General features: G+C 72.9%; 8 protein-coding genes. 4 read left to right on the top strand and 4 right to left on the bottom strand.

The window, feature by feature from the left end; all coding sequences use genetic code 11:
• The 3 genes from ND748_RS19290 to ND748_RS19280 all read left to right on the top strand — a co-directional run.
• Positions 1–265, top strand: a 265-nt coding sequence (locus ND748_RS19290) for an urease accessory UreF family protein (RefSeq protein ID WP_374215978.1), incomplete at its 5' end; no start/stop codon positions are given.
• A gap of 185 nt (positions 266–450) precedes the next feature.
• Positions 451–1,305: a helix-turn-helix transcriptional regulator gene (locus tag ND748_RS19285; protein ID WP_251747404.1), complete on the top strand. Its 855-nt coding sequence runs from the start codon at positions 451–453 to the stop codon at positions 1,303–1,305.
• Positions 1,306–1,343: 38 nt separating this feature from the next.
• The gene (locus tag ND748_RS19280) at positions 1,344–2,228 is read left to right on the top strand and encodes an urease accessory protein UreD (protein ID WP_251747403.1); all 885 of its coding nucleotides are present in this window, start codon (positions 1,344–1,346) and stop codon (positions 2,226–2,228) included.
• Between the two features lie 7 nt (positions 2,229–2,235).
• Here ND748_RS19280 and ND748_RS19275 read toward each other — a convergent pair whose 3' ends face one another.
• Positions 2,236–3,804, bottom strand: coding sequence for a glycosyltransferase (locus ND748_RS19275; RefSeq protein ID WP_251747402.1), 1,569 nt, complete (start codon positions 3,802–3,804; stop codon positions 2,236–2,238).
• A gap of 388 nt (positions 3,805–4,192) precedes the next feature.
• On the opposite strand from ND748_RS19275, the gene ND748_RS19270 reads away from it, so the two are divergent.
• Positions 4,193–4,861, top strand: a complete 669-nt coding sequence (locus ND748_RS19270) for a TetR family transcriptional regulator (RefSeq protein ID WP_251747401.1) — start codon at positions 4,193–4,195, stop codon at positions 4,859–4,861.
• A 269-nt stretch (positions 4,862–5,130) separates the two neighbouring features.
• On the opposite strand, the gene hpnH is transcribed toward ND748_RS19270, so the two are convergent.
• The 3 genes from hpnH to ispH all read right to left on the bottom strand — a co-directional run.
• The gene (hpnH, locus tag ND748_RS19265; protein WP_251747400.1) at positions 5,131–6,135 is read right to left on the bottom strand and encodes an adenosyl-hopene transferase HpnH; all 1,005 of its coding nucleotides are present in this window, start codon (positions 6,133–6,135) and stop codon (positions 5,131–5,133) included.
• A 376-nt stretch (positions 6,136–6,511) separates the two neighbouring features.
• The gene (locus tag ND748_RS19260; protein ID WP_251747399.1) at positions 6,512–6,700 is read right to left on the bottom strand and encodes a hypothetical protein; all 189 of its coding nucleotides are present in this window, start codon (positions 6,698–6,700) and stop codon (positions 6,512–6,514) included.
• A 51-nt stretch (positions 6,701–6,751) separates the two neighbouring features.
• On the bottom strand, positions 6,752–8,354 hold a 1,603-nt coding region (gene ispH / locus ND748_RS19255), incomplete at its 5' end, for a 4-hydroxy-3-methylbut-2-enyl diphosphate reductase (RefSeq protein ID WP_251747398.1).

Raw genomic sequence — 8,354 nt, 5'->3', positions numbered from 1 at the left:
GCTGACGCCCGGGGACGCGGCCCTCGCCGCGGCACACACCACGGTCACCGGGCCCGCGACGGCCGCGACCCGCCTGATCGGGCTGGACCCCCTGGCCGTCACCGGGGTACTGGCCCGCCTCGCCGACGACGTGGACGCGATCGCCCGGGCGGGCGAGGAGGCCGCCGCCCTGCCCCCGCGGGAGCTTCCGGCGCTCACCGGCGTCCGCCTCGACCTGCTGGCCGAGCGCCACCAGGTCGCGGCGCTGCGGATGTTCACGTCCTAGACCAGTGCTTCCATCTGTTCCGTGGCGTGTCAGCGCGACGACCACGGAAATCCCAGGTGGCGCCAATGTCCCGGGTGGCCATGACGTCGCCCACGTTCCCGCCCGGCTGGGGGTGGGCCAGATCGGCCGGAGGCTGGTAGCAACAGGGCCATGATCCGCACAAGATCGACTGTTACGGTCCCCCGGTGGGCGACAACGAGCTGGGGCTGTTCCTGCGGGTCCGCCGCGAGGGCCTCGCCCCCGCCGACGTCGGGCTGCCCAGCGGGCCCCGCCGCCGAGCACGTGGCCTGCGTCGCTCGGAGGTCGCCGCCCTCGCCGGAGTGAGCGTCGAGTACGTGACCCGGTTGGAGCAGGGCCGCGACCGCCGGCCGTCCATGGCCGTGCTGGGCGTCCTCGCCGAGGCGCTCCGGCTGACCGCGAACGAGCGGGTTCACCTGCAACGCCTGGCCAAGACGGCCGATGGTGGCTTCACCTGCATGGCCGGGATACCGCCCGGCCGGACGGTTCGTCCGACCGTGCAGCGGCTGCTGGACGGCCTCGAGCCAGGTCCGGCCGTGCTACTCAACCGGCTCGCCGACATCCTCGCCCACACCGAGGGCTACGCCCGGATCGCAGGTCCGATCGGACTACTCGACGGCCATCCACCGAACCTGGCCCGCTTTGTCCTCGCCGACGGCCGGGCCCGTACCGCCCTGCCGGACTGGGACCAGGCGGCCGACGCCCAGGTGGCCGCGCTCAAAGCGGGGCCGTTTCGGGCAGATCCCTTCGTGGCAGCCCTGGCCGACGAGCTGGCCCGCACCGCCGGGGCGGCGTTCACGCAGCGGGTGATGAGGCTGACGGGTCTGCCGCCGGCAAACGGGATCACCCGCCTGGTCCACCCCGAAGTCGGCGAACTGCGGTTGGCCTTCGAACGGCTCGACCTGCCCGCCGACGACGAGCAGTGCCTCGTCGTCCTCCTGCCGGCCGACGAGGCCACCGCGGCCGCTCTCGACCGGCTCACCGGCCGCCGGCCGGGTGGGCTGCGCGCCGTATCCGGCTGAGCGCCGGCCGACACTCGGCCGTGAGGAGGCGACATCCGATGCCCACGACCGCCGACGCCGCGTCCGGGGCCAGTCCCCGGACGGGCCGCACGGCTGTCCGGGCGCACGCCGCCGTGCGGGTGGAGCGGGGAACGCGCGGCGCCCCCCGACTCGCCGAGCTGCGCTCCGACGTGCCGATCGTCCTACGCCTGACCGGCGGGTCACCCGTTCGGACCGGGGCGCACGCCGGCGCGGATCCGCTACCGACGATGACGGTCCACCTGGTCAACGGGGCCGCCGGTCCGCTGGCGGGCGACGATCTGCGCCTGGACATCTCCGTCGGGCGCGGGGTGCGTCTGGTCCTGCGTTCGGTCGCCGCGACCGTCGCGCTGCCGGGTCACGGCCCCGGACCGTCCCGCCTGACCGTCACCGCGGAGGTGGCGGACGGCGCCGAACTCGACTTCGGTCCGGAACCGACCGTGGTCGCCGACGGTGCCGACCACCGGATCACCACGGACGTCCGGCTGGCCGCGACGGCTCGACTGCGACTGCGCGAGGAAATCCTGCTGGGCCGGTTCGGCGAGCCCACCGGGTCCATCCTCAGCACGCTGCGCGTCGACGTGGCAGGCGGCGCCGGGGCTCCGGGCGCCGACCCGGCGGGTGAGCTGTCCGGATGGGTCCCCCTGCTGCGCCAGGAGCTGCTACTCGGGCCGCGGGTGCCCGGGCTGCACGGGCCCGCCCAGTTGGGCGGTGCCCGCGCGGTCGGCTCGCTGCTCGTCGCGGGGCCCGAATGGGCCGAAGCCGGAGCTGGTCCCGAGGCCGCCGTCGCCGACGGGGTGGCCCGGCTGCCCCTGGCTGGTCCGGGCTATCTGGTGTCGGCGTTGGCTGACGATGCCGTCACCCTGCGCCGCCGGCTGACGGCAATGGCCGACCTCGCGGGATGAGACGCGGTCAGCCTCCGGCGCCGGACTGGCGCTCGTCCACCCGGGCGTGGGTCTGGGCCACGCCGGGCGCGGGCACTGCGCGTGCGGCGTCCCCGTGTCGCGGCTCGTCGGTCCGCCCGGGCCTGGGGCTGGGGCGGGAGAAGCCGTCGTTCCACGGATCACGCGGCGGCTCGACCGAACCGGCAGCCGCCGGGATCGTCGCCGCTGCGCCGGGGGATGTCGCGGCGGCCACCGGACCGGCGGCGGCCAGACTCGCCTCGGCCCGGGCCGCCGTGGCCGGTGGCGCGGCAGCCGGGGGCACCGTAGCGGTGGGCTGCGCGACGACGGAGGGAGCGACGACGGAAGGAGCGACGACGGGAGGAGCCGCGGCGGGAGGAGCCGCGGCGGACGGCTGCCGATCGGCGGACGGTGTCCCGTGATCGTCGTAGGTGCGTCCCTTCCAGGCGGCGCCGCGGCCGGCCCGCTTGAGCCGCGCCGAGTCCAGCGTCATCCCGAGGTAGAGCACGGCGACACCGGGCAGGAGCAGGGCGGCGGGAAGCGGCTGGCGGTAGTACCGGATCATCGGCACGTAGGAGAGAGTCATGATCACCCAGGCGACGGCGCCGACGATCGCGGTCGTGCTGTCGCCGGCCACGATGCCCGCGACGGTGGCGACCACCGGGACGACAAAGACGAGGGACATCCCGAGCACGGTGCCGAGAAGCAGCAGCGGCGAGTGCCGGAGCTGGGCGTAGGCGCTGCGGGACACCATTTTCCACAGGTCCGCCAGTCGCGGGTACGGACGCCGGCTGTGGACCTGCTCGGCGAGCCCCAGCCAGGTCCGACCGCCGGAGCGCTTGATGATCCGGGCGATCGCGACGTCATCGATGACCGCCCCGCGGACCTCGGCGAGCCCACCGGCCGCCAGCAGGGCCTCCCGGCGGACCAGCGAGCAACCCCCGGCCGCCGCCGCCACCCGCGAGCGCGGGCGGTTCGACCAGCGGAACGGATACAGCATCGCGAAGAAGTAGACGAACGCCGGCACGATGACTCGTTCCCAGGCGGTCTCGGCCCGCAGCACGGCCATCTGCGAGACCATGTCCAGCCCGTGTGTGCGCGCGGAGGCCACCAGGCTGGTCAGCGAACCCGGGTCGTGCGCGATGTCGGCATCGGTGAGCAGCAGGAACTCGGCGTCGCCGGCGCAGTCGACGCCGCGGCGCAGGGCCCACAGCTTGCCCGTCCATCCGGGCGGGGGCTCCGTGGACGCGGTGACTGCGGCGGTGACGCCCGTGTGCCCGTCACGGGCGGCCTGCTCGGCCAGGGCTCGGGCGACCTCCGTGGTCCCGTCGGTGGAGCCGTCGTCAACGAGGATCAGGCGGACCGGACCGGGATAGTCCTGGGCGAGCAGGGTCGGCAGCGTCACGGGCAGCACGTCGGCCTCATCCCGCGCCGGGATGATGATCGCTACGCTGGGCCACGACGGCGGTGCCTGCTGCGCGGGGAGCCGCTGGTCGGTGCGCCAGAAGAAGCCATGACCGACGGCCAGATACAGCCAGGCGAGCAATGAGGCGAGGGCGATCCACTGCAGCACAGTCACAGAGAGTGATGCTGCCACGTGCGTCGTACGGGCGTCAGTCGAGCACGGTAATTGTGTGTTAAGAACTTTCCGTCCCCGGCAGGTTTCACCGGGACCGCGATGCCCACGCGGCCGGCGCCGATCCTCGGGCACGCCGCGGGAGGGGGCCTCTGACCAGGGACGATGCCCAAGCGGCCACGAGCGCCCGGCGCTGCCCGGACGCAACCGGACCCGGCCTGTCGACCATCGGGGCGCTCCCGCCCCGCACGGCCCACGGCGGGCGGGGTTAATCCCGCGGTGCCATCGCGCCGTCCTGTGTGTACCCCCACCGGATGGGCCCCGGCCGCCCCTGCCGATCCAGGCTCGGCAGAGCCACCTCCGAAGGCGCCGACTACACCATAATCAGGGGGTGACCAGAAGCCGTCGTACCGAGCAGACGGCTGACACCCGTCAGGCCCTGATCTCGGCAGCCCGCCGCCGGTTCGCCGAGCAGGGCTTCGCCGCCACCGGGACCGAGGAGATCGTCGCCGACGCCCAGGTCACCCGAGGAGCGCTCTACCACCACTTCCGCGACAAGGCCGAACTGTTCCGCACCGTGATGGAGCAGGTCGCCACCGAGGTGGCCGAGCAGCTCGTCGCGGGCGAGCTCGCGCGCGACGCCGAGCTGCCCAGCGATGCCTGGACGCAGCTCCGCCAGGGGTTCCAGTCCCTGCTGGACATCTCCACCGCGGACAGCGACTTCCAGCGCATCGTGCTCATCGACGGTCCCGCCGTCCTCGGCAACCAGGCGTGGGACGCCCTCGTCGAACGGCACGGCTACCGGCTGCTGTCCGAATGGCTGGAACGGGCGATGGCCGAGGAGCGCATCGATCCGCTCCCGGTGGGCCCGCTGACCAGGCTGGTCGCCGCCCTGTTGTCGGAGGCGAGCATCTACACGGCGGGCGCGGCCGACCCGGACACCGCCCGCATCGAGATCGGTATCGTGCTCGACCGGCTGCTACGCGGGCTGGGCCGGGGCGGCGACCTCGCCGAGCAGCCCCCCGTCAGCGTCGACAGCGGCTCCGGCCGCACCCCCTGACCACCCCACCGCGCCCGCACCACATCGCCCACACCACATCGCCCACCTCGTCGGTACGCCCCGGCGTGGCCTGACCGGTGTGGCCGGCTGGGCCACCTTGCCCTTTCGGGGGACGACACGGAACGGAACCCCCCGGAACGGCAAGGTAGACGCCTGCCCGACAACGACGAACGCCGCCCCGACCGCGGCGAGCGGTCGGGGCGGCGTTCGTGGTGGTGCCGGCTTGGACGGCGGCGGGAGGGCCGCCGCCGGGTCAGACCGTCAGACCGTCAGACCTGGCGGACGGCGCGGATGGACTCCTTCAGCGAGCCCATCGTGGCCAGCACGGCGGAGGTCTCGTAGCCACAGTGCGCCATGCAGTTCGCGCACCGCGGGTCCTTGCCGCGACCGTAGGAGTCCCAGTCGGTGGTCTCGACAAGCTCCTTGTAGGAGGAGACGTACCCGTCGCTCATCAGGTAGCAGGGCTTCTGCCAGCCGAACAGCGAGTAGCTCGGGATGCCCCAGGCGGTGCAGTCGAGCTCCTTCTTCCCCTCGAGGAAGTCCAGGAAGATCGGCGAGTGGTTGAGCCGGAACTTCTTGCGCCGGCCCTCCGCGAAGACCTTCCCGAACATCTCGCGGGTCTCCTGCACGGCGAGGAAGTGCTCCTGGTCCGGAGCCTTCTCGTACGCGTAGCCCGGCGAGAGCTGGATCTGGTCGACCTTGAGGTCGTCGTTGAGGAAGGTCAGGATGTCGATGACGTCCTGCGGGCTGTCGTTGTTGAAGAACGTCGAGTTGGTGCCGACCCGGAAGCCGGCCGCCTTCGCCGCGTGGAAGGCCCGCACGCACTCGTCGAACGTGCCCTCCTTCTCCACCACCGCGTCGTGCCGCTCGCGCAGCCCGTCGATGTGCAGCACGAAGGTGAAGTAGGGCGACGGGGTGAAGTTCTTGAGCTTCTTCTGCAGCAGCAGGCCGTTCGTGCACAGGATCACGAACTTCTTGCGCTTCACCAGCTCGTTCACGATCTCGTGAATCTGCGGGTGCATGAGCGGCTCACCGCCCGCGATCGCCACGACCGGAGCGCCACACTCCTTGACCGCGGCGAGCGCGTCCTCCGGGCTCATCCGCTGCTTCAGGATGGACGCCGGATGCTGGATCTTCCCACAGCCCGTGCAGGACAGGTTGCAGGCAAACAGTGGCTCCAGCTCCAACACGAGCGGGAAGTGCTTGCGACGCTGCAGTTTCTGCTTCGCCAGGTAGGTACCGATACGGAGCTGGTACCGCCACTCGACCGCCACGGCGTGGCCCCTCTCCTCAGGTCGCCGGTGGGATGACCGATGATCTCTGCACTGACCATACAGCCTGTACGTACAGGCTGCATGTGGATCGAGCGATGAACTGTCGCACAGCCGTGTCACGTGGCCGACCCGTTCGTCCGAGCAACCGGTCGCGGACGGTATCCGGCCAGGTCAGGACCCTCGTTCGACGGCCACATGACGCTGGTTGCGGCTCGACGCCGACCTCGCATCGTCACCTTCGACGAGGCGTCGGAGGTGTGGGGACCACCCCCAGCCCGCCCACAGGTTCCGCGATCGGACGGCGGGAGGCCGCCCTTGCGGCCGTGCTGTCACTCAGAGTCACACGTCTCGGGATTCCCGGCGACCGGAGCCGGTCTCAGCCGAGGATCAGGCAGCCGGGCGGGCGGGTGAACTGCGCGTCGCCGCGCAAGACCTCGACCTCGACCGGCGGCGCGTCGAACAGCCGGGAGATGGGCGGATGGTCAGCAATCTGGGGGCAGCAGCCTGGGGTCAGCAGGCTGGGGGCGGCAGCCTTGGGGGCGGCGCCGGGGCGGGGATCGCGCACGGCGATCCCCGCCGAGCGGTAGGTAACCGGCGGTCGGGACCGCGAGTCGGACTACGACGGGCCGGGCACGTGCACCGGCGAGGCGGCGCCGGCCGCGGTGGAACCGCCGGCCATGGTGGGGCCGGCCGCGGTGGAGCCGGCCGCGGTGGAGCCCGCGCGGCGCAGCTCCTTGGGTAGGTGGAAGGCGACCGTCTCGGTGCCGACGGATCGGGTGGTCACCTCCGTCGCGCCGAGACCGGACAGCGCGGCGGTGAGTTCCTCCACCAGCGACGGCGGGGCCGAGGCGCCGGCGGAGATGCCGATCGTCTCCACCCCGTCCAGCCAGGACAGCTCCACGTCGCCGACGTTCTCGACGAGGTGGGAGGCCACCCCGTCCCGCCGGCTGACCTCCACCAGCCGCACCGAGTTCGCGCTGTTGGCCGACCCGACGACGAGGACGAGCTGAGCCTCCTGGGCGACCTTGCGCACCGCGTTCTGCCGGTTGGAGGTGGCGTAGCAGATGTCTGCGGACCCGGGGCCGACGATCGCCGGGAAACGCTCCTTGAGCGCGTCGACGACCTCCTCGGCCTCGTCCATCGCCAGCGTGGTCTGCATGAGGTAGGTGACCCGCTCGGGGTCGGGGACGTCGAGGGAGTCGACCTCCTCGGGCGACTGCACCAGCCGAATGCGCCCGGGCGCCTCGCCCAGCGTGCCGTCGACCTCCTCATGACCGGAGTGGCCGATGAGCAGCACGGTGTCGCCGCGGGAGGTGAACCGACGGGCCTCGGCGTGCACCTTCTCGACCAGCGGGCAGGTCGCGTCGATGACGGCGAGCTGGCGCCCGTCGGCCTCGTTCCACACCGCCGGGGCCACCCCGTGCGCGGAGAAGACCACGGTCGCGCCGGCGGGTACCTCGTCGAGCTCCTCGACGAAGATCGCCCCGCGGGCGGCGAGGTCGGCCACCACGTGAGAGTTGTGCACGATCTGCTTGCGGACGTAGACCGGCGCGCCGTGGAGCTCCAGAGCGCGTTCGACGACCTCGATGGCGCGCTCGACCCCGGCGCAGAAGGCCCGCGGCTCGGCGAGCAGCACGGTGCGCCGACCCACCGCCGCCGCCCAGGCACCGATCGGCAGGCCGAGCCGGCGCATCGTGCGCAGGCCCAGCACGCCGCGGCGGACCAGGTCCAGGCGGCCGAGGGGCTCGTCGGCGGTGTCGACGATGACCCGGACCGCGGCGAACGGTGCGTCCCCGACCCCCGCGGCGATCGGGGCGCTTTCCATGTCCACCGCGATGGCACCGGTGGCGGCGAGCCGCGTGCGTTCGTCGCCGGTGGCGACCTTGGCCACGGTGACGATCGGGCCGACGTGCACGGTCAGACCGAGCCGGCGCAGGTCACCGGCCAGCAGCGGGGCCGAGGCGCAGCGGGTGGCGACGGAGCCGTCGGCGGCGCGGACCTCGCTGGCGACGACGATGTCCCCGGGTTTGATCCCGGGGGCGAGGCCGCCGGAGAGGCCGACGATGGCGACGGCGTCGGGGCGCGCCTGACGGACCACCCGGGCGGCTCGACCCGCCTTGTCGGGGCCCATCCCGGTGCGCACCATGACGGTGTCCGAGGGCAGGCCGGACCGGCCGGCCGCCATCGCCTCGAAGCGCAGCGCCGTCGCGACCACGAGC

The organism is Frankia sp. AiPs1 (assembly GCF_023716945.1).
GTDB lineage: Bacteria > Actinomycetota > Actinomycetes > Frankiales > Frankiaceae > Frankia.
This window is presented reverse-complemented; position numbering and strand designations above follow the sequence as displayed.